This is a genomic window from Ensifer sp. GW821-FHT05G01 (assembly GCF_059419585.1).
Genome location: NZ_JBWKSC010000001.1, coordinates 570,513 through 594,624, shown reverse-complemented (window position 1 = coordinate 594,624; position 24,112 = coordinate 570,513). Strand labels below are relative to the sequence as shown.

General features: G+C 61.1%; 27 protein-coding genes. 6 read left to right on the top strand and 21 right to left on the bottom strand.

What is annotated here, in order from left to right; genetic code table 11:
- The 8 genes from flgG to AC07UR_RS02865 form a co-directional block, all read right to left on the bottom strand.
- Entirely contained in the window at positions 1 to 789 is a 789-nt protein-coding gene (flgG, locus tag AC07UR_RS02900) for a flagellar basal-body rod protein FlgG (RefSeq protein WP_115420949.1), read from the bottom strand.
- 10 nt (positions 790 to 799) lie between these two features.
- A complete protein-coding gene (gene fliE / locus AC07UR_RS02895) occupies positions 800 to 1,141 on the bottom strand; it encodes a flagellar hook-basal body complex protein FliE (protein WP_077504336.1) in 342 nt (113 codons plus the stop codon).
- Positions 1,141 to 1,560, bottom strand: coding sequence for a flagellar basal body rod protein FlgC (flgC, locus tag AC07UR_RS02890; protein ID WP_053250468.1), 420 nt, complete (start codon positions 1,558 to 1,560; stop codon positions 1,141 to 1,143). Before flgC ends, fliE begins: the two co-directional genes overlap by 1 nt.
- Before the next feature lie 5 nt (positions 1,561 to 1,565).
- Entirely contained in the window at positions 1,566 to 1,946 is a 381-nt protein-coding gene (flgB, locus tag AC07UR_RS02885; RefSeq protein WP_173418997.1) for a flagellar basal body rod protein FlgB, read from the bottom strand.
- A 173-nt stretch (positions 1,947 to 2,119) separates the two neighbouring features.
- Positions 2,120 to 2,677, bottom strand: a complete 558-nt coding sequence (locus AC07UR_RS02880) for a flagellar protein (protein WP_209787529.1) — start codon at positions 2,675 to 2,677, stop codon at positions 2,120 to 2,122.
- Positions 2,677 to 4,077, bottom strand: a complete 1,401-nt coding sequence (fliI, locus tag AC07UR_RS02875; protein WP_173418995.1) for a flagellar protein export ATPase FliI — start codon at positions 4,075 to 4,077, stop codon at positions 2,677 to 2,679. Before fliI ends, AC07UR_RS02880 begins: the two co-directional genes overlap by 1 nt.
- Positions 4,078 to 4,095: 18 nt before the next feature.
- The gene (gene flgF, locus AC07UR_RS02870) at positions 4,096 to 4,821 is read right to left on the bottom strand and encodes a flagellar basal-body rod protein FlgF (protein WP_173418994.1); all 726 of its coding nucleotides are present in this window, start codon (positions 4,819 to 4,821) and stop codon (positions 4,096 to 4,098) included.
- Between the two features lie 2 nt (positions 4,822 to 4,823).
- A complete protein-coding gene (locus tag AC07UR_RS02865) occupies positions 4,824 to 5,603 on the bottom strand; it encodes a DUF1217 domain-containing protein (RefSeq protein WP_209787530.1) in 780 nt (259 codons plus the stop codon).
- 184 nt (positions 5,604 to 5,787) lie between these two features.
- Between AC07UR_RS02865 and motA the strand changes: the two genes are divergently transcribed.
- From motA to AC07UR_RS02835, 6 genes are all read left to right on the top strand, one after another.
- Positions 5,788 to 6,666 (top strand): flagellar motor stator protein MotA, encoded by an 879-nt coding sequence (motA, locus tag AC07UR_RS02860; RefSeq protein WP_077504340.1) that lies wholly within the window; start codon positions 5,788 to 5,790, stop codon positions 6,664 to 6,666.
- A gap of 4 nt (positions 6,667 to 6,670) precedes the next feature.
- Positions 6,671 to 7,618 (top strand): FliM/FliN family flagellar motor switch protein, encoded by a 948-nt coding sequence (locus AC07UR_RS02855; RefSeq protein ID WP_173418992.1) that lies wholly within the window; start codon positions 6,671 to 6,673, stop codon positions 7,616 to 7,618.
- Positions 7,619 to 7,678: 60 nt separating this feature from the next.
- On the top strand, positions 7,679 to 8,308 hold the full coding sequence (gene fliN / locus AC07UR_RS02850; RefSeq protein WP_209787532.1) for a flagellar motor switch protein FliN: 630 nt from the start codon (positions 7,679 to 7,681) through the stop codon (positions 8,306 to 8,308).
- A gap of 29 nt (positions 8,309 to 8,337) precedes the next feature.
- On the top strand, positions 8,338 to 9,369 hold the full coding sequence (gene fliG, locus AC07UR_RS02845; protein ID WP_209787534.1) for a flagellar motor switch protein FliG: 1,032 nt from the start codon (positions 8,338 to 8,340) through the stop codon (positions 9,367 to 9,369).
- A 235-nt stretch (positions 9,370 to 9,604) separates the two neighbouring features.
- The gene (gene flhB / locus AC07UR_RS02840) at positions 9,605 to 10,684 is read left to right on the top strand and encodes a flagellar biosynthesis protein FlhB (protein ID WP_077504344.1); all 1,080 of its coding nucleotides are present in this window, start codon (positions 9,605 to 9,607) and stop codon (positions 10,682 to 10,684) included.
- A 5-nt stretch (positions 10,685 to 10,689) separates the two neighbouring features.
- The gene (locus AC07UR_RS02835; protein WP_209787536.1) at positions 10,690 to 11,130 is read left to right on the top strand and encodes a BspJ family T4SS effector nucleomodulin; all 441 of its coding nucleotides are present in this window, start codon (positions 10,690 to 10,692) and stop codon (positions 11,128 to 11,130) included.
- 12 nt (positions 11,131 to 11,142) lie between these two features.
- On the opposite strand, the gene visR is transcribed toward AC07UR_RS02835, so the two are convergent.
- The 13 genes from visR to AC07UR_RS02770 form a co-directional block, all read right to left on the bottom strand.
- Entirely contained in the window at positions 11,143 to 11,886 is a 744-nt protein-coding gene (gene visR / locus AC07UR_RS02830; RefSeq protein WP_209787538.1) for a transcriptional regulator VisR, read from the bottom strand.
- 12 nt (positions 11,887 to 11,898) lie between these two features.
- Positions 11,899 to 12,639, bottom strand: a complete 741-nt coding sequence (gene visN, locus AC07UR_RS02825) for a transcriptional regulator VisN (RefSeq protein ID WP_173418986.1) — start codon at positions 12,637 to 12,639, stop codon at positions 11,899 to 11,901.
- 828 nt (positions 12,640 to 13,467) lie between these two features.
- Positions 13,468 to 15,144, bottom strand: a complete 1,677-nt coding sequence (gene fliF / locus AC07UR_RS02820; protein ID WP_209787540.1) for a flagellar basal-body MS-ring/collar protein FliF — start codon at positions 15,142 to 15,144, stop codon at positions 13,468 to 13,470.
- A 461-nt stretch (positions 15,145 to 15,605) separates the two neighbouring features.
- Entirely contained in the window at positions 15,606 to 15,998 is a 393-nt protein-coding gene (gene cheT / locus AC07UR_RS02815) for a chemotaxis protein CheT (protein ID WP_176351509.1), read from the bottom strand.
- A 72-nt stretch (positions 15,999 to 16,070) separates the two neighbouring features.
- Entirely contained in the window at positions 16,071 to 16,625 is a 555-nt protein-coding gene (gene cheD / locus AC07UR_RS02810; protein ID WP_173418982.1) for a chemoreceptor glutamine deamidase CheD, read from the bottom strand.
- The gene (locus AC07UR_RS02805; RefSeq protein WP_025425902.1) at positions 16,622 to 17,011 is read right to left on the bottom strand and encodes a response regulator; all 390 of its coding nucleotides are present in this window, start codon (positions 17,009 to 17,011) and stop codon (positions 16,622 to 16,624) included. The genes cheD and AC07UR_RS02805 overlap by 4 nt, the downstream gene beginning before the upstream one ends.
- Positions 17,011 to 18,069: a protein-glutamate O-methylesterase CheB gene (gene cheB, locus AC07UR_RS02800; protein ID WP_077504352.1), complete on the bottom strand. Its 1,059-nt coding sequence runs from the start codon at positions 18,067 to 18,069 to the stop codon at positions 17,011 to 17,013. The genes AC07UR_RS02805 and cheB overlap by 1 nt, the downstream gene beginning before the upstream one ends.
- Complete coding sequence (gene cheR / locus AC07UR_RS02795) at positions 18,066 to 18,974, bottom strand: protein-glutamate O-methyltransferase CheR (RefSeq protein ID WP_077504353.1); 909 nt, start codon at positions 18,972 to 18,974, stop codon at positions 18,066 to 18,068. The genes cheB and cheR overlap by 4 nt, the downstream gene beginning before the upstream one ends.
- Positions 18,971 to 19,441: a chemotaxis protein CheW gene (locus AC07UR_RS02790; protein WP_077504418.1), complete on the bottom strand. Its 471-nt coding sequence runs from the start codon at positions 19,439 to 19,441 to the stop codon at positions 18,971 to 18,973. The genes cheR and AC07UR_RS02790 overlap by 4 nt, the downstream gene beginning before the upstream one ends.
- A 5-nt stretch (positions 19,442 to 19,446) precedes the next feature.
- Positions 19,447 to 21,744, bottom strand: coding sequence for a chemotaxis protein CheA (locus AC07UR_RS02785; protein WP_209787542.1), 2,298 nt, complete (start codon positions 21,742 to 21,744; stop codon positions 19,447 to 19,449).
- 19 nt (positions 21,745 to 21,763) lie between these two features.
- On the bottom strand, positions 21,764 to 22,129 hold the full coding sequence (locus tag AC07UR_RS02780) for a response regulator (RefSeq protein ID WP_065784641.1): 366 nt from the start codon (positions 22,127 to 22,129) through the stop codon (positions 21,764 to 21,766).
- Positions 22,130 to 22,132: 3 nt separating this feature from the next.
- Positions 22,133 to 22,426 carry an STAS domain-containing protein gene (locus tag AC07UR_RS02775; RefSeq protein WP_077504355.1) on the bottom strand — a complete coding sequence of 98 codons (294 nt, stop codon included), beginning with the start codon at positions 22,424 to 22,426 and terminating at the stop codon, positions 22,133 to 22,135.
- Positions 22,427 to 22,467: 41 nt separating this feature from the next.
- Entirely contained in the window at positions 22,468 to 24,090 is a 1,623-nt protein-coding gene (locus tag AC07UR_RS02770) for a globin-coupled sensor protein (protein ID WP_494700005.1), read from the bottom strand.
- Between the last annotated feature and the right edge of the window lie 22 nt (positions 24,091 to 24,112).

The following is a 24,112-nucleotide window of genomic DNA, read 5'->3' as shown; positions in this document are numbered from 1 at the left end:
TTACCTGAGGTTCTTGCTCACCGTAGCCGCCATTTCGTCTGCGGCCTGGATGATCTTGGAGTTCATCTCATAGGCGCGCTGGGCCGAGATCAGATCGGTGATTTCCTTGACCGGATCGACGTTCGACGCTTCGAGATATTTCTGCTTGATCAGCGCGAAGCCCGGATCAGCCGGCGTGCCGACGATCGGCTCGCCAGAGGCAGGCGTCTGCTTGAAGAGGTTTTCGCCCTGCGGCTCGAGGCCCGCTTCATTGACGAAGTTGGCGACCGTCAACTGGCCGATTTCCTGCATCGCCGGATCGTTGCCGACGCGCACCATGACCTGACCGGAGCTGGTGAAGGCAATTTCGGTGGCGTCCTGCGGAACCGTGATGCCGGGCACAACGGTGTAGCCGTCAATCGTGACGAGCTGGCCCTGGGCATTCTTGTTGAAGGCGCCGGCACGGGTATAGACCGTTTCGCCATCGGGCGTTTCCACCTGGAACCAGCCGCGGCCAACGAGTGCGAGGTCGTAGTCGTTGCCGGTGCTGACGAGGCTGCCCTGGATATGCAGGTTGCGCACAGCGGCCGTCTGGACGCCGAGACCGATGATCGCGCCTTCCGGAACGATCGCCTGGTTGGAGCGGTTCGGCACGCCCTGGGCGCGTTCGGTTTGATAGAGCAGGTCGGAAAACTCTGCGCGGGCACGCTTGTAGCCGGTCGTGTTGATGTTCGCGATGTTGTTCGCGATCACTTCAAGGTTCAGCTGCTGGGCGTTCATGCCAGTTGCGGCAATGGAAAGGGCCTTCATGTCTCGTTCCTTAGATCTGCATGCGCGCGATTTCGAGATAGGCGGTGACCACCTTGTCGCGGATCGCGATTGCTGTCTGAAGCGACTGTTCGGCGTTCATCACCGCATCGACGACTTCACGGGTGTTGGCCTGGCCGCGGATGCCGTCGAGCGAGGCGCCTTCGGCCTTCTTCATGGCACCGATGGCGTCGGTCGCCATATCGCCGAGAACCGAAGCGAAGCTCTGGGATTGGGGGGCTGCGGGCGCTGCGGCAGCTGCGCCGAAAACCGACGACGAAGAGGACGTAAGGCGGGTACCCTCGGCCTCTTTCATGACCGAAAATGCGCCGACTGAATTAATTGCGTCGATCATTATTGTGATGCTCTCAACAGGTCGATTGTTTGGGAAACCAGGTCGCGCGACTGCTTGATCGTCTGCAGGTTGGCTTCATAGGCGCGATTGGCTTCGCGCATATCGGCCATTTCAACCAGGATGTTGACGTTCGGCATCTTGACCATGCCCTTCTCGTCGGCCGCCGGGTTGCCCGGATCGAACTCGATGGTGAAGTTCGAATCATCCGTGCCGAGCCGCTCGATTTCGACGAGCGACGCACCGCTGGCCCTGTCGACTTCGGCTGCAAAGCTGATGGTCTTGCGCCGGTACGGATCGGCGCCGGGCACGTCTCCCGAGGAGCGTGCATTGGCGATATTTTCGGAAACGATGCGCAGGCGAGTCGATTCTGCCTGCAGACCAGATGCCGAGACCTTCATGGCCGAAGTCAAAGGATCCATGGTTGTTACTTCCGTACCGTCATGAGCATCATACGGTGAAACGCCTTGACGAGCCCGGCACTGAGCTCGTAGTCGCGCTTGATCTCACCTGTCTTCATCATTTCCTGCTCGATCGCGACGCTGTTGCCGGATTGCTGGATCTGAACGCCGTCGAGCATGCCGACCTCGGCCACCTGCGAGGCTGCAAGGCTCTCGGTGAAGTGGGCCTTGTTGGTCGCAGCCATCTGAATGCCGGTGTTTTGCAACACGCTTTCGAACGGCTTGACGTCCTTGGCCTTGTAGTGCGGCGTATTCGCATTAGCGATGTTGCCGGCCACCACGTTCTGGCGGACGGTCAGCCACTGGGCCTGCCGGGACGCGAGTTCGAAAAGCTGAATCGGTTGCATCAAAAGCTCCATGCTTGGTGATGCGAACCTAGGTGGGTAATCTTGCGTGGGACTTGTCGTCAGAAACAAGCCTGCCGCGGAGGCCGGGCGCATTCGGATTACGCACGACATTGTCCGTTGCGGATCGCGATGAACCCGCAACGGACAATTTATACTGAAAATGCGATGGCTGGTCAGTCGGCCCGGTAGATGTCGCCGCTCGAGGTGATCATTACCCAGCGGCCATCGCGCTCTTCAAGCGTCGCCAGGCGGCTGTTGTCGGGCAGGATCGAGCCGATGCGCACGATATACATGCCGGTCGTGTCCTCGATCAGAGCGCGCCCGTTGGCGACATGCATCAGCTTGAAGCCGGTTTTGCCCGGGAACGGCTGTTCTAGCCCTTCCTGCGGTGCCTTACCCTCGGCGGCAGGACCGCCGCCAAGGCTTGGAACGGTTGCCGTCGTCAGCTGGTCGATTGCGGCGACGGTCTCGCCGTCCATGTCGGACATCGCCAACGGCGAGACGGACAGAACATTGCGTGCCGGCTTCTCCGGCAGATCGCGCGTCGACCCCTGCCACAACGGCGGCATCGTGAACTTGTCCTGGTTGAAGAAGGCATACCAGGGAAAGAAGGTCGCAAGTGCCGCCAGCATGATGCCGGTTGCCGCCAGCGCCTTGTCGATCATCGGCATGCCGCCTTCGCGCTTGCGCTGATGAATCGTTTCATCCGCGTCGTAATCCGTCACACCCATCACCTCGGCCTCATCCCTGCAGCACCCGGCTGATTGCCCATCGCAGCGGCCTTCAGCGCGCCGGCAAGATCGGAAAATGCATCCTGCGTCGGCGGCTCGCCCGCCGTTTGCGTCAGAACGTCGTAGATGACAGGAACCTGCTTGATCGCCATGTCGAGATCGGGATCGCCGCCTGGGCGGTAGCCGCCGATCAGGCGCAGGTCGCGCGTTTCCTCGAAGCGGTGGATCAACGACTTCAGCCGTGACACCAGCTTTTCCTGGTCCGGCGTCCAGGCCTTGCGGGCCAGACGGGAGATCGATGCCAGCGGATTAATCGGCGGATAACGCCCTTCTTCCGCCAGGCTGCGTTCGAGCACGATGTGCCCGTCGAGAATGCCGCGCGTCGAGTCGGCAATGGGGTCATTGTGGTTGTCGCCGTCCACCAGGATCGAGATGATCGCGGTGATGGTGCCTGCGCCCTCGGCGCCTGGGCCTGCGCGCTCGAGCAGGCGCGGCAATTCGGTAAAGACCGACGCGGGATAACCACGGGCGATCGGCGGCTCGCCGGATGCGGTCGCCACTTCGCGGATGGCGTGGGCAAAACGGGTGACACTGTCGACGATCAACAGCACGTTGTCGCCGTTGTCGCGATAATGCTCGGCAATGGTGACGGCCGTCAGCGGCGCCATCTTGCGCAGCATCGGGCTTTCGTCGCTGGTGGCAACAACGGCAACCGACTTGGAGAGATTGTCACCTAGCGTGTCTTCGATGAATTCGCGCACTTCGCGGCCGCGTTCGCCGACCAGCGCGATGACCACCTTGTCGAACGCATCGGCGCGCGCCAGCATCGACAGCAGCGTCGATTTTCCGACGCCGGAACCGGCAAAAATGCCGAGGCGCTGCCCAAGGCAGAGCGGCGAAAAGATGTCGATAGCCCGCACACCGGTACGGAAGCCTTGCTCGACGCGCTTGCGTGTCATCGATGGCGGTGCCGTGTTGGAAATCGAGCGGCGAACGTCACCCTGCAACAGCGGGCCGAGGCCGTCGATCGGCTCGGCAAGGGCATTGATCGCCCGGCCGCACCATTGGTCGGTCGGCGCGACACGGAAGGCGCCCTTGCGGATGACGGTATCGTGGATGCCAATGGGATCGCCGGGCTCGATCGGGCAGACGACGACGCGCTCGGGCTCGACCCGCACGACTTCGCCGAGATGCGTACCGGTCGAACTCTTGTGCGCGACGAAATCGCCTAGCCGCACATGCCGCGACAGGCCGGTCACGGTGTAGTGGCCCGGCGAGATCGTCTGGACATGGCCGCCCGGCGCGATCGAATGTTCGGGTTTGGCGTAACGCTCGACCAGGCCGGCAAGGGCAGCCAGCGATGTCGATGCGGCGCTCGTCTTCAGGCCTTCGCGTTCCATGCCGTTTCCTGTCACGCCTTAGCGGCTGCCACCGAGCGTCTTGATCGCTTCACTGAGCGATCCTTCGCTGTCACGCATCAGCGCGGTGATGTTGTCGAAGGCGCGGGTGACCATGATCAGCTGCGACATTTCAGCGACGGCGTTGACGTTGGATTCCTCGAGGAAACCCTGCATGACGCCAACATCGAAGCGATCGACGACCGGTTCGGGCTGTACCGTCGGAAGCACGGCGCTGTTGTCGAGGCGAATGAAACCCTTGCTGAAGTCCGCCTGGTAGAGACCGAGCGACGCCACGGCGACACCGTTCTGGTGCAGGGCGCCATCAGCGCCGACGGTTACCTCACCGCCCGAGCCGTTGATCTGGATCGGCGCGCCGCCGGCGTCGAGAACCGGATAACCGCGAATGGTCACCAATTCGCCGGTCTCCGTCAGGGTAAAGCGACCGTCGCGCGTCAACGCCGGACCGGAAGGCGTGTCGATCTGGAACCAGGCATCGCCCTTGACGGCAAAGTCGAGCGCGGCCCCGGTGCGTGTCAGCGAACCATTGTTGGTATTGAGGAATTCCTCGCCCTTGCTGACGTAGGAAACCTTCGTCGGCTTGGTGTCGCCGAGCATCTGGTTGAACTTCACTTCCGTGCCGCGGAAACCGACGGTGCCGGAGTTTGCGATGTTGTCGGCAAGGGTGTTGAGGCGCTTTTCAAGCGCCATCTGCGACGAAATCGCGACGTAAAGACCGGTCTGCACGTTCAGCGTCCCCCGAGTTTCAGACTGTTGATGGACAGAAGCAGGTCGGAAGAGATGCCGTAGCCGCTCGACGCACCGAAAACCGCAAGCGGGTCATAACCGTCCGTTGAATTGTCGATTTCCCAGAGAGCCGTAAAGCGATCGAGAAAATCCGTCAGCTTGGCCGGATCCTGGAAGTCCTTGAGATCGATTGCGGCCTCGTAGGCGGCCGCCTGACGATCGACTTCGGTTCCGGCGAATTCGTTGGGGAGCTGCAGCGTCGTGCGCACCACCTGCGCCAATGCCTCGTCGGCAATGATGGCATAGCCGCTGGTAATCGACGGCGCCATCCGCGCGAAATAGAGCGCAAGGCGCACACCGGCGTTCTCTTCGCCGGCACTCTGCTCGAGCGTCTCGCGGGCGTATTTGTCGACGACACCCTTCTGGGCACGATCGAAGGACGTGGCGGCCTCGCCATGGCGGGCGAAATTCAGCGATTCGACCAGCTGCTTGTAGCGGCTGTCGGTCAGCTTGTTGGCGAACGCATCCTCGTTGTCGACGCCTTCGGTCAGCACCTTGCGCATGAAGGCCTTGGCGTAGCCCATGTCTTCCAGGCCGTGCGCCTTGATCGCGTAATTATACAGCCGCGTGTCGGCGAAGAACTGGTCGATGGTTTTGATGTCGCCGATCTTCGAGAGGTAATATTCGGTCTCGCGGGCGACGTCAGGTTCTTTGGCGACACGCTCCAGCGACTTGCCCAAGTCGGCTGTGATCAGCTTGTAGCTCGTATAGGTCGTGGTCACGGTCGGATCGCCCTTAGCGGAATGAGACGGGCGCGACTGGAGAGCCGGCCATACCAAACCCTGCCCGGATTGGCTTGCGCGAACCTGTTCCATGCAATGATTCCCGCGACCTAGGCGGCCAGCCTCACACAAGGAAGAGACCTTATCCCGATAGACGAAAATGGGATCGTGACGGGTATCGAAAATGAACATCATCATCGGGCTTCTTGTGACTTTCGGCTGTATTCTCGGCGGCTACGTGGCCATGGGCGGCCATATGGAAGTCCTCAACCAGCCTTTCGAACTGCTGATTATCGGCGGCGCCGGTATCGGCGGCTTCATCATGGCCAACTCCATGAAGGTGGTGAAGGATACCGGCAAAGCTCTCGGCGAAGCCTTTCGCCACAAGGTTCCCAAGGAGCGGGAGTATCTCGATACGCTCGGCGTTCTCTACTCGCTGATGCGCGATCTCAGAACGAAGTCGCGCAACGAGATCGAAAGCCACATCGACAACCCCGAGGAATCGTCGATCTTCCAGTCGGCGCCAACCGTCCTTAAGAACAAGGAACTGACGGCCTTCATCTGCGACTACGTCCGGCTGATCATCATCGGCAACGCCCGCTCGCACGAGATCGAGGCGCTGATGGACGAGGAAATCCAGACCATCACCCACGACAAGATGAAGTCCTACCACGCACTGACGATCATGGGCGACGCCTTCCCGGCGATCGGCATCGTCGCGGCGGTTCTCGGCGTTATCAAAGCCATGGGCGCGATCAGCGAGGCGCCCGAGGTTCTCGGCGCCAAGATCGCAGCCGCACTCGTCGGCACCCTGCTCGGCGTGTTCCTTTCCTACTCTATCGTCGCGCCCATCGTCGCCAACATCAAATCGGTGCGTGAAAAGCAGAACCGCCTCTACATCATCGTCAAGCAGACGCTGCTTGCCTACATGAACGGCTCGGTTCCGCAGGTCGCGCTCGAATATGGCCGCAAGACGATTTCGGCCTATGAGCGTCCTTCGATCGACGCGGTCGAGCAGGAAATGATGAACCCCGGCGGCGGCAGCGAAAGCAAGGCGGCTTGATCCGATGATGTCAGGTACAACAACAAACGTTCATCCCTTCGACAGGAAACTGCTGGCACGCATGACCGGCGCGCTTGGCGACGACCGCGCGATCGGCCGGGTGGCACTCGATCTCGGCCACGTGTTCGGCGAATTCCTTCCCGACATCTGCAAGGCGGAAACCGGTCTCGACATCGCAATCGCCTATGCGGGCTTCCGCACCGGACTTCGCAACAATCTGATCGCCGAGCTCGGCAGCGGCGTGCTGATCGGCGACGTCTCCTTGCGCAACTGGTGCCCTGACTTTCAGATCAGCTGCGACAGCCCGATCATTATCACCCTGGTCGAGGCGCTGCTGGGGGCTGAGCCGACGGATATAGAAGAGCCGCAACCGCGTACGCTTTCTCCGATCGAAATCGACGTCGCCCAACCGATCCTGGAGAAGATTGCCGACGTGCTGCGCACCGCGGTCAACGCGCCGGGCGGCTTCGAGCCGATCGTTGCGCGCGCACAGAACAGCGCTGCGCGCGGCAAACCTGACCCGACGGTCGAGGACGTGCATGCGGCGGCAATCGACATGACGATCGGGTTCGGTCCTGTCCTGTCTACCTTCTCGATCATCGTGCCGCAAAGCGTGCTCCTGAAGACGCAGGTCGTGTTTCCAAAGGGCGCCGGACAGCACCGCAAGCAGAAGACCGAATGGACCGAGCAGATGGAGGAGCAGGTTCGTCGCTCCGCCGTCACGATCGAGGCGCGGATCCGGTTGGAGAGCCTGACGCTCGAGACGATCAGCCGTCTCCAGGCCGGCGACGTCATTCCCTTCCACGATGCCCAGGACGTTCGCGTCGACGTGAACGCCAACGGCCGCGACCTCTACGTCTGCGAGTTCGGCCGTTCGGGTGCGAAATATACCGTGCGGGTCAAGGATACCCACGGTTCCGAGCAGGACATCCTTCGCCACATCATGAGTTAATTCGGCTCGCCGTCGACAGGCAGTAGGCCTGAGGCAAGCTTCAACTGGAATAGTTCGCACATGGCACCCAAGAAAGCACCAATCAACGAACAGGCCGCAGTCGCTGTCGGAGACATGGAACTCGACCAGGCGATCGACGATCTGCGCGGTGTTCTCAAGAAGGACACGGACGCACCGGCTGGTTTCGGCGCTGAGTTCGGCAGCGAAGACACGTTCGGCGGAACCGCCGAATTCGGCGGCGATTTCGCGGCTCCTGCCGATGGCCTCGGCGCCTTTGGCGGCGACTTCGGCTCGGACACTTTCGGCAGCGACCTGTCGTCCGCCCCGGCCTCCACCGATTTCGGCGGCGGCAGCAGCTTCGGTGCAAGCGATTTCGGCGCGTCGACGTTCGATGCCGGTGAAGCTGTCACCGATACGCCGCCCGGCAGCGGCATGACCGCCAATCTCGACCTGATCATGGACATTCCGATCGATGTCCAGATCGTTCTCGGCACCAGCCGGATGCAGGTATCGGGCCTCATGAACCTAACCGAAGGTGCTACGATTTCGCTCGACCGGCGGATCGGCGAACCAGTCGAAATCATGGTCAACGGCCGCATTATCGGCCGTGGTGAAATTACCGTTCTCGAAGGCGACGACACCCGGTTCGGCGTCAAGCTCATCGAGATCAAGGGCAGCAAGAAGTCATAGAACCCAATTATTGGGCGAGGGATGAATCCATGATGGATTTCGAAAGTTTTGAGGCTCAGGCACTTTCCAGGCCTCTCAACCAGACGGATAAGGCAGCGGCCGTTCTGCTGGCGATGGGCAAGACCGTCGCCGGAAAGCTGCTGAAGTTCTTCACCCAGAGCGAACTGCAGGCGATCATCGCCTCGGCGCAGTCGCTGCGGGCCATCCCTCCCCACGAGCTGGAAGCGCTGGTCAACGAGTTCGAGGACCTCTTCACCGAGGGCGCGGGCCTCATGGACAACGCCAAGGCGATCGAGAGCATTCTCGAGGAAGGCCTGACGCCGGATGAAGTCGACGGCCTGCTCGGCCGCCGCGCCACCTTCCAGTCCTACGAAGCCAATATCTGGGACCGACTGCAGGAATGCGACCCGGTGGCAGTCGCGCTGCAACTGGCCAAGGAACATCCGCAGACCATCGCCTATGTGCTGTCGATGATGCCTTCGAGCTTCGGCGCAAAGGTTCTGCTGCAGCTCTCCGAAGAGCAGCGACCCGACATCCTGAAGCGTGCCGTCAACATGAAGGACGTCAGCCCCAAGGCTGCATCCATCATCGAGAACCGCGTCATGGAAATGATCGGCGAGATGGAAGCCGAGCGCAACTCCGCCGGCCCGACAAAGATCGCAGAGGTTATGAACGAACTCGACAAGCCGCAGGTCGACACCCTGCTTGCCTCGCTCGAAACCCTCAGCACGGAATCGGCCAAGAAGGTTCGCCCGAAGATCTTCCTCTTCGACGACGTTCTCTACATGCCGCAGCGCAGCCGCGTTCAGCTCTTCAACGATGTCTCGACCGACATCATCACCATGGCGCTGCGTGGCTCGACCTCGGACCTGCGCGAATCGGTCCTCGCCTCGATCGGCGCACGTCAGCGCCGCATGATCGAATCCGATCTCGCCATGGGCGACGCCGGCATCAACCCGCGCGATATCGCCATTGCCCGCCGCTCGATCACGCAGGAGGCGATCCGTCTCGCCGCCAGCGGTCAGCTGGAGTTGAAGGACAAGGAAGCGCGGGCCGCCTGATCGACCCCGGCCGCCGGGAACGCTTCCAGAGGCAGGCACAATTGCCAATCACAGATCGATGACGCGGGTCCCCGGGGCCCGCGTTTTTGCGTTGGCGGGATCGGAGGGTCGCATTTCCTGTTGACCCCGCATGATTGCCCCGACGAGGCTCTTGTCTGGCCTGTTTTCCGGGTTCACTACAGGCAGCGCAAGATCAGCGCTGGCTTGTGGAACCGGTCGGGAGACTTCCTGTCGCATGTCGGACGATCAGGATAAGGACAGTAAAACAGAGTCCCCGTCGGAGAAGAAGATCTCCGACGCCGCCGACAAGGGTAATCTGCCCTTCTCCCGCGAGGCGACAACCTTTGCCTCGACGGTGGCGATCTATATCTTTTTCGTCTTCTTCCTCGCCGATGGCGCTGGCACGGTCGCCGAGGCGCTCAAGGACATTTTCGAACAGCCGGAGGCCTGGCGGCTGAACAACGCCACGGATGTCGTCGCGCTGATGACGCATCTCGCCTGGAAATCGACCGCACTGCTCATTCCCGCCTTCGTGCTGCTCATCGTCTTCGGTGTCGGCTCGTCGATCTTCCAGAACCTGCCGCGGCCGGTGCTCGATCGCATCCAGCCTAAGATGAACAGGATCTCGCCGATGGCGGGCATGAAGCGCATCTTCGGTGTTCAGGGCCTGGTGGAATTCGGAAAGTCGCTGTTCAAGATCATCGTCGTGTCGATCTTCGTCGTGCTGGTTCTCTGGAACGACTATTTCGCCACGCTCGACCTGATGTTCTCCGATCCGGTGACGATCTTTGCGACGATGACGTCCGATCTCAACCAGGTGATGATCGTCATCATGCTGGCCACGGCCGTTCTGGCGATCGCCGACATCTTCTGGTCTCGCCATCATTGGTACACCGAGCTGATGATGACCAAGCAGGAAGTGAAAGAGGAAATGAAGCAGGCGCAGGGCGACCCGATCGTCAAGTCGCGCCTGCGCTCGATGCAGCGCGATCGGGCGCGCAAGCGCATGATTTCATCCGTGCCGCGCGCGACGCTGGTGATCGCCAACCCGACTCACTATGCCGTTGCGCTGCGTTATGTCCGCGAAGAGAGCGACGCGCCGGTCGTCGTTGCGCTCGGCCAGGACCTCGTTGCCCTGAAAATCCGTGAAATTGCTGAGAAAAACGGCATCCCCGTCTTCGAGGATCCGCCGCTTGCACGCTCCATGTTTGCACAAGTCTCGGTCGATAGTGTGATTCCACCCGTGTTTTACAAGGCAGTCGCCGAACTCATTCACAGGGTGCACGCGCAATCGCAACCAAAACGGATGACGTAACGCCGATGAAAAAGTGCGAATTCTCCGAGAGACGGGAACAATTAGTAGCCGAAGCGATCCGCCCAGTGGCGACCGAATTGCGTCTCATCGACGCTGCGGACTTCATCGCTCTCCTGCGGTTCGAATCCTACGCCAGCCTCGCTGACCTCGTTGAATCGGCCGCCGAGCTGTATTTCCTGCCCGGGACGGTCAATTTCGGTCTCGGCGGCAACTACAATCTCGACTGGGACAGCGAGCCGGAAATCGTGCTCGATCTTGAGCTTAAGCTTCGCGGCGTGACCATCTATGTGCGGCTGTCTCTCGGCAACGAAACGGCCGGCATCGAGATCAGCCATATCACGTTCCAGAATCCGTCGGCCGACCCGGACGAGAACACGGCCTTTCTTGCAAAGAGCCTCGCCGAAGCGAAGTTCATAACGTCGTATCAGCTGCCTCTGGCGAGCTGAACCGCTGTGTCGTCAGCTGATGTAGCCGAGGCGAATGGCCTTGGCGATCGCCTGGATCCGGTTGACCGAATCGAGCTTGGTCGTGGCGGCGCCGAGATAGGCATTCACGGTGTGGACGGAAAGACCCATCCGCTCGGCGATCTCCTCGCTGATATGGCCGTCACCCGCCATCTGCAGGCAAGCGATCTCACGATCGCTGAGCGTTTCGGCCTGCACCATACGTTTCTCGTCGGCAGCCAGAAGGTCGGTCATGATCGTGCAGCTGCGGCCGTGCAGGTCAACGACCTGCTCTGTCGTCGCGTCGACATAACTGCCGGCAAACACGACATATCCGTTGCCTTGCGCACCCAGGCGCACGGGAAAGGCGATACCGGAATAGGGAAGCTTGCGACCCTTCAGACGGTGAGCGAAGTGCCCGAACTCGGACATCTCCGCCGCCTGGTGTTCGCCTGAGCCATTCCAAAGCACGGGCAGCAGCGACGTATCGAGATGGGCCGTCAGTTCCTCGCCGTAGACGGTTATGAGATCGTGGGCATTCGCCTCCGAGGAAACACCCCAATTGTCGAGCACGCAGGTCATCTTGCGCACCGCGCCCATGCCCTTGCTGTTGAGGCGCAGGACAGCGAAATGCTTGGCGTTGATCTGACGCTGCATCGCCTGCAACCGCGTGATCAGCGTCGCCGCGCGCGCCGCTCTGCCGCTGCGGCTGTGCCGCTGGTCGTCGTCGTTGCGTCCATTGGCGAGGAAATGGGTCATCAGTCTCGCCTCTCAGACCAGGTTGTTTCGGACGGCGTACGCAATCGCTTCGGAGCGGGTTCGCGTCGCCGTCTTTCGCATGACGCTGGTGATGTAGTTGTTGATCGTGTTGCGGGAAATCCCGAGAATGACGGCGATCTCTTCGCTCGTCTTGCCCTCGGCGATCCAGAAGAGGCATTCCAGCTCGCGATCGGTAAGTTCGAAGTCGCGATCGTGCCGCACTTCAGCGCGCGTGGTGAAGCTTGCCAGGTATCCGGCAAGCAAGGTCACATCGCGAAGATTCTCCTGCGAGAGGATCACGTCCTCGGGAACGAGCAGCATCAACGAGAAGCGCAGCCGCCCGACATTGAAGGTGACCGCGCAATACTCCCGGCTGATGCCGCGTGGCAGATCGATGTCGTCGGGCAGCGAATAGAACATTGGCTGCAACACCGAGAGGCACTTCTCTAGCTCGGTAGTCTTGGCGTGAAGCCCGGTGACGATGCCCGAAAGGCGCCGGACAATATCGAATGGCCAATCTGAGCAGACGACGAAGTCGAGGCCGTTATCTTGCGAGAGATCATATCGTGCCAGGAGGTAATGGCTCGCGCCGACATACTCGGTCAGGGCCGCAAGCCCGGCTCCCAGGTTGGCGCGCCCGGCCATGTCGCCCAGCCGCCGGAACAACTGGTCACGTGTGAGCCCACCACCGCGTATGCGTGTCGACGCTGTCGGCAAAGGCCAGACAGTTATGTCTGCTTGCGAAATGTCCATGATGTCAGCCCCCGTGCCGGATTCACCGCCCTGGAACCTGTGCTTGCACTGTCGCCGCCGACAGCCGGCTCAAGCCGAACATCACCACCAGTCGCAATTCAGGACGCGAATCAACTGTTAAAAATGTACATCCGTCCTCAAAAAAAACCACCGCCATCTTCTCGCTATTTACTTCACCCACCTTTCATGAAACGATTCGCAAAGATGCCGCTTCGGCTTTTCCGAATTCCGGCATCGAGCAGCATGTGTTTTGACATAGCGTTGATATTTAAAAGAGTTTTTGTTTTCGAATTGCCCCTGCTCCGCTGCCGCATCGATTTCGCGCAGCGCCGGATACAGTGCTGAGCACAATTCCAACGGAAATTCCGCCGCCCGAGGGAGTCGGGAAAATCGTCGAATAGATGCATTTTTTACTTTAGAGCAGCGCCTGTTGCGGAAATGCATCAGTTGTTTGATCGAACAACCGTAGTCTTTCACTATATAAAAACAGAATACGACATTGATTATTATCGAATAGTCAAATTTATATTACAATTTATCTATGTATTGATCATGGCCGAAGCAGTAAACCAGCCCGCCTGGAGCACGTCGACGGCGACTGCGGAATCTACAAATTAAGATCTCGTTAAAGCAATACGATCGCCGGCCACACCCATGACTCTGACGAATGATCAACGATTCTTGCCGCGCATCGAGCGACTGACCGTAGAATCCGCAGAGACTCGCACAATAGTTGCGCCGGACATGATGGCATCCGCATCACCACGGAAACGAAAAATCCCGCCGAAGTGGCGGGATTTTCCCCTGTCAGACGATTTCCGTGTGTAATCAGGCGGCTTTCTCGATCGCCCATTTGCGCAAAATCTTGGCGGCGCGCTCTTCGCTGATCTCGACCATGCGTGCAAGGCGCCTTTCCGGCCCTTCCTTGACGCGGCGGTTGAAGCTGCCGGCGTCCTCGCCCATGCTGAGAAGGTCGTCGGTGCTGTCGAAGCCGAAGTCGGAACCGAAGCCGTCCATGAGGGCGCCACCGGCACCTGCCGTCGCAGGGGAGAAATCGGGCAGTTCGAGACCGGCGGACTCATTGGCGAGCTGGCCGGAGCTTCCACCAAGGCCAAGCTGGCGAGCCAGCGGCCGCATGCCCATCCAGACCACCAGGAAGGCGACGACGACGAAGGCGAGCGCATTGATGATGCCACCGAGATTGCGCGTCAGCGTCTCCATGATGCCCGGACCGGCGACGGCTTGGTCGAGCAGCTGCGTCTCGACGAAGTCCATTGCGTTGAGGGTCACCACATCGCCGCGGTTCGCATCGATGCCGGCGGCCGACGATACGATCTTCTGCATCTCCTGCAGGTAAGCGTCGATCTTCGCCTGGTCGGCCGGTTCGCCGACCATGGCGGCAAGGCGACCGCGGTTGACCACGACGGCAATCGACAGGCGCTCGACCGTGTAGCTGTTCTTTACGGTCGCGATCGTCTTGCTGTTGATCTCGTAGTTGGTCTGCTCTTCCTTTTTCTCTGCCTGGTCGCTCGACTGCGGGCCGGCGCCACCCTTCGGGGCGGCCTGAGGAATGTTCTGCTGCACGGTTGCGGCATTGTCAGGCTGCTGCTGGCTGGACTTCTGCTCTTCCTTGGTGACGCGGGTGGAACGCTCGACTCGCGATTCCGGATCGAACATCGTCTCCTGGATCTGTTGCGTGTCGGTGTTGAGGCGTGCCGTGACGCTGGTGCGGAAGTTGTCCATGCCGAGGAATGGAGCGAGCGCGTTGTCGATCTTCTTCTCAAGCTCGGTCTGGACGTTCTGAACCACACCCAGAGACTGGTTGAGGGCGCTGTTGGCCGGATCGTCGCCCGAGGCGAGAAGCTGACCGGTCGAATCGAGAATGGTCACGTCATCGACATCGAGCCCCGGTACGGACGAGGCGACGAGATGGCGGATGGAGGCTGCGGCATTGCGGCCGACCGTGGCGCTGGCACGGATCATCACCGAGGCGGTCGGGTTCTGGTCTGCCTTACGGAAGCTGCCGCGCTCGGGCATGACGATGTGGACGCGGGCAGCGGCGATACCGGAGATCTGTTGGATGGTGCGTCCGATTTCGCCTTCAAGCGCGCGAACCCGGGTGACTTCCTGCATGAAGGAGGTCAGGCCGAGCGAGCCGACATTGTCGAAGAGTTCATAGCCGGCATTGGCGCTGCTCGGCAGGCCGCGCTCGGCGAGCAGCAGACGGGACTTGCCGGTCATGCCGACGGGAACCTGGATGCTGCCACCATCGGCACCGACATTGAAGTCGATATTGGCTTCCGCAAGCGCAATGCTGATTTGAGTGACGTCACTTCGCTCGAGCCCGACATAGAGCGTCTCGAACGATGGTCTGTTGACGTAGATGCCGGCCCCAAGGACCATGCCGACAGCGATAATGCCGGCGGCGGCCAGCGCTATCAGCTTGCCTTGCCCCAGCCCGGCGAGGTTCTTCGTGAACATCGAAAATTGATTCAACAGACTCATTCTGTTTCCGCACCCAGTATCGCAGAACGTTCAAGCCGGTCATCCGACGAGCGCCCTGCGCAGTTCCAACATTCGGGTTTGATGGGTGTCGTGTGCCCCGTAACGGTTTGCAATACACACGAATCCATCAGCCCCGATCGGGACCGTAGGAAACGAAACTTGTGCGAACTTGGCTTTTGTCGACAGTTTCGGCGAATTCGGGGGATATCGCTGTAGAGAATTCTGGCTGTATCGACGATCGATACGGTTTCGATCGCGGGTGCGCCTCCGTCTTGAACGGGGGCGTGGGGACGTTCTATCCCTTTGTTTTTTTAAATCTCCTGGTGGAAAGCCGCCTCGCGCGCTTCCTGGAAATGCTCTCGAGCATCCCGCCTTCGAGCGGATCCACCGAAGGCGGACAGGATGCGCTGGCACGAAAGTGTCGAAACGTCCTTGGCGCGCTCTTCCGAACGCGCGGCGACCTAGAACGCTTCGAAGTCGCCCGCCGCTTTCGTCAGCGGCTGAGAATGGCCGTGACGCAACATGCCGTTGCCGAGCGCCTTCTTCATGTCGGCGAGCTTGACCAGATTGACGGCGGTCGTGACGTCGACGAGGCAGGTATCGGGGATCGCCGCCGTGATCGTATCGATGAACTCGGCAAGTCCGCGGGTCTTCTGCACGGCCAGATCGATGCCCTGCAGCACCATCATCTCTTCGGGGCTGTCCAGCGCCGAGGCGCCTCGACCACCGAGCAGCTGCGGCTCGATCCGTTCGATGAGATAGGCGACGTCGTGAAGCTCGGTGACCACGCGCATCAGCACTTCGGGCAGTGATTCTTCCACGTGTGGCATGTGGCCCTGGTAGTCAGTCTGCATTGTCGTTTCTCACGTGGTTATTCCAGCGATAGCGCAGGTGTATGGTCGGCCTGCAGGACACCCCCCGCAGGATCAGAAGAATTCGATGGAGCTTTCGACCGGACGCGGTGCCACCACCGGACGCTCTTCCAGCTGCACGGTGCGCTGGGTTTCCACGCCAGTCAGTGCGTACTGTCGGGCGCGCCCCGAAGACGGCCAGTATTCGAGCTTGCGGCCGTGTTCGCCGCCCGTGCTCTCACCGACGATGCGAATGCCTTCGTCGAGCAGGAACTGGCGGGCAAAGGCGGCGTTCTGTTCGCCGACATTCGAGAACCGCGCGATCGTCTTGGCACCGCCGAAGATCTTGGCTTCGAGTCGATCGCGGCGAGCGCCCTGCTTCAGCAGGCCGTTGATCAACAGCTCCATGAGATGAACACCGTAGCGGGTAGCGTCGCCGCCGGAAGCTGGCGATGACGCCGATCCCGGCAGCAGGAAATGATTCATGCCGCCGACTCCGACCACGGGATCGCGCATGCAGGCTGCCACGCAGGAACCGAGAATGGTCGACAACACCACATTGGGATCGTTGAAGACCTTGTACTCGCCCTGGATGACATGCACGCGCTTGCCGCCGGCTTCCATGTTCATTTCAATGCCCCAAATACGGCTTCGATGGCGGCCTTCATCTTTTCGATGGTGAACGGCTTTGCCAGCACGTTGTTCGCCCCGAGCGCGGCCGCCTTCTGGACCAGCGCGCGGTCGCCCTGCGCCGTCAGGATGATGAAGGCGGCCTTCTTCGTTGCCGGGTTGGAGCGCACGGCCTGGAGCAGGCCAAGGCCGTCCATTTTCGGCATGTTGAAGTCAGAGATGACGAGGTGATGCGGGTTCTGGGCCATGATCTTCATACCCTGTTCCCCGTCACCAGCAGCCGTGATCTGCTTGAAGCCCAGCTGCTGCAAGGCGTCGCCCAGAAGCAGGCGGCTCGTGACCTGATCGTCGACGATCAGTACTTTTATTTTTTCGGCGATGGACATTATTCGCTTCCTTCCTTCCGGAGCGCCGCTGTCTTCAGTATCTCTTCCCCGATGGAACCGAGGGGGAGCTGCGTTTCGACGGCACCCAATTCATATGCAACTCTCGGCATGCCGTAGACGACACATGTCTTTTCGTTCTGGCCGAAGGTCTTTGCTCCGGCATGCCGCATTTTCAGGAGACCGGATGCGCCGTCACGGCCCATGCCGGTCAGAATGACGCCGATCGCGTTGCGACCGGCAAGTTCGGCGACCGAATCGAACAGCACGTCGACCGAAGGACGATGACCGTTGACGGGATCGCGGTCGACCAGACGGCAGCAGGGTGCTGTCGGATTGGCGACCTGGAGGTGGCGCTCGCCACCTGGAGCCAGATAGACCTTGCCGATTTCCAGCCGCGCGCCATCGGTTGCTTCCTGTACCGTTGGTGCGCACAGGCGGTTGAGCCGCTCGGCGAAGCTCTTGGTAAAGGTGTGCGGCATGTGCTGCGTGATCACCGTCGGCGGGCAGTTCGCCGGGAATTTCTGCAGCACGGTGATCAGCGCCTCGACGCCGCCGGTGGAGGCACCGATCGCGATGATCTTGCGGCCGGCCCGATAATCAGAAGCACCATTGGCATTGGCTGCAGCGGGTGCGGCCGTCTTGTTGCCGGTGATGATGAACTTGCGCTGCGAGCGCGCGGCCGCCTTTACCTTGTCGACGAGACCGGCAAAAGGGTTGGGGTCGCCCGGAAGCGGCTTTCCGACGCAGTCAAACGCACCGATTTCAAGTGCTGCAATCGTCGCCTCGGCACCTTTGTGCGTGAGCGTCGAGACCATGATGACCGGCATCGGCCGAAGGCGCATGATCTTGTCGAGGAATTCCAGGCCATTCATGTTCGGCATCTCGATGTCGAGGGTGACGACATCAGGATCGAGCTGCTTGATCGCCTGGCGCGCTTCCATCGCATCCGCCGCCTGGCCGACGACGGTTACACCCGGATCGGAATTGAGAACTGCGGTGATCAGGCCACGCATGGTGGCCGAGTCATCGACGACGAGAACGCGAGCGGGTGCTGTCATACCCGTCCTCCATGAAACTTGCCGGTGTGGCGGTAGGTGGTGATGCCGATGTTGTCGAACTGCGACTTGGCGTCGCCCGACACGCGCTCGGAATGACCGATGTAGAGATGGCCGTTGGTGCCGAGCATGCCGGCAAAGCGCGACCAGATCTTCATCTGTGTCGGCTCGTCGAAATAGATGACGACGTTGCGGCAAAAGATGACGTCGAACGGCCCCTTGAACGGCCATTGCGCCATCAGGTTCAGTTCGTTGAAGGTGATGAGCCGCTTGACGCGATCGTCGATCTGCCACTTGAAGCGGCCGCCGGCATTGACCTCGTCAAACCATTGCTTGCGCATGGCCGGATTGACTGTCTCAAGCGCGGTGGCGTCATAGGCGCCGGCCCGGGCCAGCGCCAGGATCTTCGGGTCGATATCGGTGGCGAGAATTCGGAAGTCGTAGTCAGCCGCATTCGGCAACAGCGACAGCACCGTCAGCGCGATCGAATAGGGCTCCTGCCCGTCGGAGCAGGCGGCAGACCAGATACGCACGCGACCTCCGGCCTTGGCGCGGGCAATCAACTCCGGCAGAACATCCGTCTTCAGATGTTCGAAGTGATGGTTCTCGCGAAAGAAGCGGGTGAAGTTCGTCGTCAAGTGCGAGAGCATATCGCGGCGGGCAGCGGCACCCGCAGGCGAAGAGACGAGCTGGCAATATTCGCGGAAGCCCTTGAGACCGAGGTTGCGGATATGCTTCGACAGCCGGGAATAGACCAGGGATGCCTTGGTCTCGTTGAGGTAGATGCCGGCATCGGCGTAGATCATCGCTGCGATTTCATTGAGATCGCGGCGCGTCAGCGGATACTCGCCGCTTGCCAGGCATTCGTCGGGCGACTGCTTCTGTTCGAGAACGGCCTGGTTTCTCATGCTGCTTCCCTTTCTTCCTGCGGGAAGACAGATTCGAGTTCTATTAGGCAGATCAACCGACCTTCGATCGCGAGCACGCCACGGGCGAAGCTCCTTTCGAATTCGGACGAGATGACATCCGGCGTCGGCTGGATCTTGTCGTCGGTGATCGTCAGGATGTCGGAGACCGCGTCAACGAGCAGACCGACGACCTGGCTCTTCACCTGGGCGACAATGATGACGTGGCGGACGGTCGGCTCGGCCGGCTTCATGCCGAGGCGTGCCGACAGATCGACGATCGGCAACACCGCACCGCGCAGATTGATGATGCCGAGCATGTAGGACGGTGCATGTGGCATCGCAGTCGCCGGTGTCCACCCGCGAATTTCGCGCACGGACATCACGTTCACGCAGAACTCCTGATCGCCGACGCGGAAAGCGATCAGCTCTCGTCCGTCCGTGGTCAGATTCTTTGCGGCATAGGTCATCACATTCATCCAGCAGCAGCGAGAGACATTTCAGGCTTCAGCGACTGGCCACGCGAAGCAGCCACGATCGTGTCGACGTCGAGGATGAGTGCCACCCGACCGTCGCCGAGAATGGTCGCGGCTGCGATGCCCGGCACATGGGTGTAGTTGGCCTCGAGGCTCTTGATGACGACCTGGCGCTGGCCCTGGATGGCGTCGACCATCAGCGCGCGCTGGCCACCACCTTCCGATTCCACCAGCAGGGCGACCCCTTCGACCGGGTTTGCCTGGCTGGCGCGGAAGTTGAGGATGCGACCGACATCGACCAGCGGGCAGAAGGAGTTGCGGATCGAGATCAGCCGCTGGTTGGAGCCGAACGAATGGATCGCAGCGGCTTCCGGCTGCAGGGTTTCGACGATCGCCGTCAGCGGCACCACCAGCGTCTGGTTGGCGACCGTGACCACCATGCCGTCGAGCACGGCCAGCGTCAGCGGCAGGCTCATGGTGAAGACCGAGCCATGGCCGGGCTTCGACGAGATGTTGATGCGGCCGCCGAGCGCCTGGATCGAACGCTTGACCACGTCCATGCCGACGCCGCGGCCGGAAATGTCAGAGATCTTGTCGGCCGTCGAGAAGCCGGCGTGGAAGATCAGGTTGTCGATCTCCTCATCGGATAGATTGGCGTCGGCGGCGATCAGGTCGTTGTCGATCGCCTTCTGGCGCACCTTCTCGCGGTTGATGCCGGCGCCGTCGTCGGCAAGCTCGATGACGATGCGGCCAGAACGATGCTTTGCGGTCAGGCGCACGGTGCCTTCGGCGCTCTTGCCGGCGGCAAGTCGCTTCTCGGGCGTTTCAAGGCCGTGGTCGACGGCATTGCGGATCATGTGCGTCAGCGGTTCGGCCAGCTTGTCGATGACCGTCTTGTCGACTTCGGTGTTTTCACCCTCGGTGATGAGACGGACAGACTTGCCGGTCATGTCGGCGATTTCGCGAACGATGCGCGACATGCGCTGGAACACCGGCTTTACCGGCTGCGCGCGGATCGCCATCACCGAGTCCTGGATCTCGCGGGTGAGCTGCTGCAGCTCTTCGAGGCCCATGTTGATCGACGAGGTGCCGTTGGCGTCGTTTTCGACCACGCTCTGCGACAGCATTGCCTGGTTGATCACGAGTTCGCCGACGAGGTTGATCAGGCGGTCGACGCGATCGAGATCGACGCGGATGGTCGGAGTGGCGGCAGATGCTGCTGCCTGTTGCGCGGCTGCGGATTGCGCAGCGGCGCTGGCGGCGGCGCCGACCGATTTTTCAGCGGGCGCGCGGGCGGCGGACTGGGCCATCTGCAACACGTTGCTAGCGGTGCCGGCAGCAGCGACGGCCGCGTTGCGGATCTCCTGCTGTGCTGCCAGTTGTTCTTCTTCCTCGATCACGCCGATCGGGCCTACCGGCTCGTCATCGAGGATCGACAAATCGAACGGCACCGGCTGCATCGGCAGCTCCTCGCCGACAGGCGCGGTCTCGCCCGAGACCAGCGAAACATCGAGGTCGCAATCCCACTCGGCGAATTCGAACACGGTGCGGATCGCGTCCTCACCCTTGTCCGTCTTCAGCGACACCTTCCAGGAGAAGTAGGCCGTTTCCGGGCTCAGGCGATCAAGCGACGGAAGCGTGTCCATGTCGCAATGGATACTCATCTCGCCAAGGCGCGAGAGGTCGCGCAGAAGCAAAGTGGCGTCGTTGCCCTTGGCGTAGAGATCGGACTTCGGCTTGAAGACGATCTCGTAGGTCGGCATCTCCATCGAGGCCGGCTCTTCCGTCTCGAAATCGTCGAAGGAGAAGGCGACAGGCTGGAAGCCTTCGTCGTTGACGACCGGTGCTACGGCAACCGGCGCTGCCTTGGAAACCGGGGCAACCGGCTCGGCAACGGCCGATGCCTGGGGCACTTCGCCATTGGCAAGCGCCTCGAGCTCCTTGATCAGCTGGCGGCTGCGCGCCTCGTCGACACTGCCGCCGTCGCGGGCAGCGTTCGTCAGGTCGGCCAGCACGTCGGCCGACTTCAGCATCACCTTCAGAACCTCAGGGCCGGGATCGAGCCTGTTGGAACGAACGCAATCAAGTGTCGTCTCGAACACGTGAGCGAAGGAGACGAGGTCGTCGAGCCCGAAAGCACCGGCGCCACCCTTGATCGAGTGCACCGCGCGAAACACGGCATTGACCGTTTCCGGATCGCGGTCGCCATCATTGAGCTTCAGCAGACCCGATTCCAGTTCGGCGAGTTGTTCCTCGCATTCCTGGAAGAAGATCTCTTTGATTTCGTTCATATCCATTGGAGGCTATCCTCGGACTTCAGGCCGTTACGCGCTCGATTGCATCAATCAGTTTGGTCGGGTCGAACGGCTTGACGATCCAGCCGGTGGCACCGGCCTGACGGGCACGGTTCTTCTTTTCAGCATCGCTTTCCGTGGTCAGGACCAGGATCGGCACAGCGCGATAGCGGTCGTTCTTGCGTACGCCTTCGATAAAGCCGAAGCCGTCGAGACGCGGCATGTTGATGTCGGTGACGATGACATCGGGATTGGCTTCCTCAAGAACCTCGAGGCCCTCGACGCCGTCTTCTGCCTGGATCGTTTCGAAACCGGCATTGTTCAGCGTGACCAGAAGCATGTTCCGGATCGTCCGGGAGTCGTCGACTGTCAGAACTCGCTTTTTCATTCTTCAAATCTCCTTTGCCATCAGGTGGTCGATGTCGACCCCGATGAGCTGTGTCGTTTTCTCGAAAGCGTCCGACACCTTGCTGAAGGTGAAAGACAAATGTTCTTCTTCCCAAGTCTTGGCACCAGCCATCAGGACCTGGACACAAAGCGTTCCCACGCGCTCGACCGCGGAGGCGTCAATCGTCAGATCGCTGCCCTTCAGGCCCAAAAGCTTCTCGTGCAGCGTCGTCGCTTCGTTCAGGTCCAACACCGGAGCGAGGCTGAGCGTTTTCCGGGCGGTCTTCTTGCTGGCCATTCCTGTTTTCCTCGACTGCTAACTCTTGAGTGTCCCTGGGATCAGCGTTGCCAACCGGCGAACTGACGTTGCGGAGCGTCATCGAACAATGGCGCCACGATTTCGTCATCGACCACATCAAGACGAGCCGTGAGGCTGCGTCCCTGGCTGGCAGCCGGTGTTGGTGAAGCCGCGTGGCGGCGTTCGACACGGAACCTGCGGATCGTCTCGCCAAGCTCGACGATGACATTGTGCAGATCGTCGGAGGAGCGAACCGTTTCGCCCGCCATCGCCGCACTTGCCGTGACGGCGCGCGAGATCGCCCCGATGTCGGATGTCACGCCCTTGAGGTCGCCGACCTGTTGCTCGGCCTCGCGGGCGATGCCGGAGAACGCTGCATTGATCGATGTGACCTGCTGGACGATGCTGCTGATCGCATCCTGCGTGCGGCCAACGATCTCGACGCCGGTCTCGACCTGCGACTTAGTGCCGGACACCAGTTGCTTGATTTCACGCGCGGCCTCGCCGGAACGCTGCGCAAGCGCACGCACTTCCTGGGCCACGACGGCAAAGCCACGGCCGCTGTCGCCCGCCCTTGCAGCCTCGATGCCGGCATTCAACGCCAAGAGATTGGTCTGGAATGCGATCTCGTCGATGACGCCAATGATCTGGCCGATCTTTTCGGCCGATGCCTCGATGTCGGCCATGGCGGAAATAGCCTGGCCGGCGATCTCGCCGCTGCGCTCGACGGCAACCCGGGTCTCGTTGGCCTTCGTCTCGGTGGCGCTGATGCGGCTCGAACCGGTGGCCATGCGCTCGGTCATGTCGGAAAGTGCCGCAATATGGCCCGTGAGGGCATCGGCTTCCGCGGCTGCCTTATCGGAGAAACCGGCAGCACCTTCGCGCAGGCGTCCGACAAAAGCCTCGGCCGCCTGGCCGCGCTGATCGGCGGACTGCAGGCTCTGCTGGATCGTGTCGAGCGCCGCATTCAGGCTGGCAACGATCGGCTGATAGGCGTCGGGCGCCGTCTGCGAAAGGCGTACGCCGAGGTCTCCCTCGTTCAAACCCTTGGCGAAATCGCCGAAAAGCGTCGTTACAGCCTGCTCGTCGGCGCTGTGCTGTTCGGCGAGCTGGCGCTGGTGCTGCTGGCGCAGACCGTTGAAGCGGAGCGAGACGCCGATCTCTGTATCGACGAAGACGGTGCGGACGAGGGCCGCGACCAGGTCGCACAATTCCTTGCGACGTCCCCGGCCCATCGGCAGGAAGGACTTCGGCCAGGCCTCTTCGATGAGGCCGACCAGCAAGTGTTCCAATACAACGGCATGGCTTGCCATCTGCCAGCGCGGGTCGAGGCCCATGCGGTTCGATGTGTCGGCCAGCACCTTGACGCGCTCGGCATAGAGGCCGTCGAAACGCGCATCGGTCAGCACGTTCCAATGGGAGGACTGGATGTCCTGCAGGCGATCGAGCTGCCGGTCGTTGTCGAAATGGCGGGCTGCGTCGGGATAGCTCTGCAGGCGCTGGAAGAGATCGCGAAGCGCTGCGTCGATACGGGGGGAAAGCTTCTGCCGGGTGTCACGGATGCGGGAACAGCTCTCGTCGTCGAGCCCGGCAAAACGCAAGCGCTCCAGCAGACTGCCTGCCTGGCCCTTCCTTGCCTGTTCTGACGATGGTTCCTGCCTCAACGCTCAATCCCCGGTTTTTCAT

Excerpts from the sequence above, each read along its gene's own strand:
- flgG (WP_115420949.1), bottom strand. The coding sequence starts at position 789 with ATGAAGGCCCTTTCCATTGCCGCAACTGGCATGAACGCCCAGCAGCTG.
- fliE (WP_077504336.1), bottom strand. The coding sequence starts at position 1,141 with ATGATCGACGCAATTAATTCAGTCGGCGCATTTTCGGTCATGAAAGAG.
- flgC (WP_053250468.1), bottom strand. The coding sequence starts at position 1,560 with ATGGATCCTTTGACTTCGGCCATGAAGGTCTCGGCATCTGGTCTGCAG.
- flgB (WP_173418997.1), bottom strand. The coding sequence starts at position 1,946 with ATGCAACCGATTCAGCTTTTCGAACTCGCGTCCCGGCAGGCCCAGTGG.
- AC07UR_RS02880 (WP_209787529.1), bottom strand. The coding sequence starts at position 2,677 with ATGGGTGTGACGGATTACGACGCGGATGAAACGATTCATCAGCGCAAG.
- fliI (WP_173418995.1), bottom strand. The coding sequence starts at position 4,077 with ATGGAACGCGAAGGCCTGAAGACGAGCGCCGCATCGACATCGCTGGCT.
- motA (WP_077504340.1), top strand. The coding sequence starts at position 5,788 with ATGAACATCATCATCGGGCTTCTTGTGACTTTCGGCTGTATTCTCGGC.
- AC07UR_RS02855 (WP_173418992.1), top strand. The coding sequence starts at position 6,671 with ATGATGTCAGGTACAACAACAAACGTTCATCCCTTCGACAGGAAACTG.
- fliN (WP_209787532.1), top strand. The coding sequence starts at position 7,679 with ATGGCACCCAAGAAAGCACCAATCAACGAACAGGCCGCAGTCGCTGTC.
- fliG (WP_209787534.1), top strand. The coding sequence starts at position 8,338 with ATGATGGATTTCGAAAGTTTTGAGGCTCAGGCACTTTCCAGGCCTCTC.
- flhB (WP_077504344.1), top strand. The coding sequence starts at position 9,605 with ATGTCGGACGATCAGGATAAGGACAGTAAAACAGAGTCCCCGTCGGAG.
- AC07UR_RS02835 (WP_209787536.1), top strand. The coding sequence starts at position 10,690 with ATGAAAAAGTGCGAATTCTCCGAGAGACGGGAACAATTAGTAGCCGAA.
- visR (WP_209787538.1), bottom strand. The coding sequence starts at position 11,886 with ATGACCCATTTCCTCGCCAATGGACGCAACGACGACGACCAGCGGCAC.
- visN (WP_173418986.1), bottom strand. The coding sequence starts at position 12,639 with ATGGACATTTCGCAAGCAGACATAACTGTCTGGCCTTTGCCGACAGCG.
- fliF (WP_209787540.1), bottom strand. The coding sequence starts at position 15,144 with ATGAGTCTGTTGAATCAATTTTCGATGTTCACGAAGAACCTCGCCGGG.
- cheT (WP_176351509.1), bottom strand. The coding sequence starts at position 15,998 with ATGCAGACTGACTACCAGGGCCACATGCCACACGTGGAAGAATCACTG.
- cheD (WP_173418982.1), bottom strand. The coding sequence starts at position 16,625 with ATGAACATGGAAGCCGGCGGCAAGCGCGTGCATGTCATCCAGGGCGAG.
- AC07UR_RS02805 (WP_025425902.1), bottom strand. The coding sequence starts at position 17,011 with ATGTCCATCGCCGAAAAAATAAAAGTACTGATCGTCGACGATCAGGTC.
- cheB (WP_077504352.1), bottom strand. The coding sequence starts at position 18,069 with ATGACAGCACCCGCTCGCGTTCTCGTCGTCGATGACTCGGCCACCATG.
- cheR (WP_077504353.1), bottom strand. The coding sequence starts at position 18,974 with ATGAGAAACCAGGCCGTTCTCGAACAGAAGCAGTCGCCCGACGAATGC.
- AC07UR_RS02790 (WP_077504418.1), bottom strand. The coding sequence starts at position 19,441 with ATGACCTATGCCGCAAAGAATCTGACCACGGACGGACGAGAGCTGATC.
- AC07UR_RS02785 (WP_209787542.1), bottom strand. The coding sequence starts at position 21,744 with ATGGATATGAACGAAATCAAAGAGATCTTCTTCCAGGAATGCGAGGAA.
- AC07UR_RS02780 (WP_065784641.1), bottom strand. The coding sequence starts at position 22,129 with ATGAAAAAGCGAGTTCTGACAGTCGACGACTCCCGGACGATCCGGAAC.
- AC07UR_RS02775 (WP_077504355.1), bottom strand. The coding sequence starts at position 22,426 with ATGGCCAGCAAGAAGACCGCCCGGAAAACGCTCAGCCTCGCTCCGGTG.